Source organism: Bacillus sp. ISL-7 (genome assembly GCF_018613065.1).
This window is the reverse complement of record NZ_JAGGQW010000005.1, coordinates 1-1,134: the sequence shown is the minus strand read 5'-3', so window position 1 is coordinate 1,134 and position 1,134 is coordinate 1. Positions and strand designations below refer to the sequence as shown.

Genomic DNA, 1,134 nt, shown 5'->3' with positions numbered 1-1,134 from the left:
AGGAATCGAATCCAATCGTGATACATCTTCCTGATGGGAACTGACTCTGTCCGCAACTTCCTTATCAAGCATCTCGATTTGCTCAGTAAGAAAATCAATATGACCTAAAATGGTTTTTAACATGAGGCGTTGATGTGAATTAATATAGCCTTTTAGGGCGAGTTCCAGTTCTTCTTTCTTTTTTTTCATGCTGCGTCGGGCGAAGTTTGCTAGTTTTTCAGGGTCCTCTTCACCATCGGCAATGGCATCAAGCATTTCTCGTGCTGAAACACCTAACACATCTGAGAGCACAGATCCCAACTTAATGTTCGCGCCTTCTAACACTTTTTGGATTCGATTATGTTGTCTGGCACGCTCCTCGATAATACTTCGACGATATCGAACGAGTTCACGCAATTCACGTTGATTTCGGTCAGGGATATAACTGGCTTTAAGTAATCCATGGCGAAGAAGTTTGGCAATCCATTCTGCATCCTTCACATCTGTCTTTCGTCCTGGAATAGCCTTCATATGTTGGGCATTCACCACTAAAAACTCGATATCCTCAGCTTCCAGTAAATTCACAATAGGCTTCCAATAAACACTCGTGCTTTCCATGGCGACATGGGTACAATTATGTTGTTTAATCCAGTCAACCAACTGTAAAAGAAATACAGTTTTAGTAGAGAACGTTTGAATCTCCTTTCCTTCAGGTGTCAAAATACAGGCAGTAATATTGTCCTTATGGACATCCATACCGCATGCTCGTTCAATGACTACATCCATTGAAAACATCCTTTCTACGGCGATCATGATAATTAGAGGCTGGTGCAACAACCAGAATAGGATTAATTTACCATGTGTGCTTCCCGTAAGGGAGCGACAGTCAGTGGTGCACCGTGGTCGGTGGAGTCAGACTAACGGATGGGCTCTAACGCACCATAGTTCAGCGACCTTCCTCTCCCAGCCGTAGAATCAGTATTGACGGTTCTAACCCATTTTCATTCTCTGTGGTGAAGCGCTGATTTTTGCGCTTCATGGATGGCTAACGGGGCAGTTTAGCATTCCTGTAGATCGTTAAATATCAGGTTTGAAAAAAATAAAGCCCCTCAGTAAGATATGAGTATAGATACCACTCTAACTCAGAATCTTAAG

General features: G+C 42.7%; 1 protein-coding gene. It reads right to left on the bottom strand.

Translation table 11 applies throughout. The annotated features are described in order from the left end of the window. Positions 1-765 (bottom strand): IS110 family RNA-guided transposase (locus J7E66_RS01650; RefSeq protein ID WP_214997725.1); only part of this gene is annotated, 765 nt, incomplete at its 3' end. Between the last annotated feature and the right edge of the window lie 369 nt (positions 766-1,134).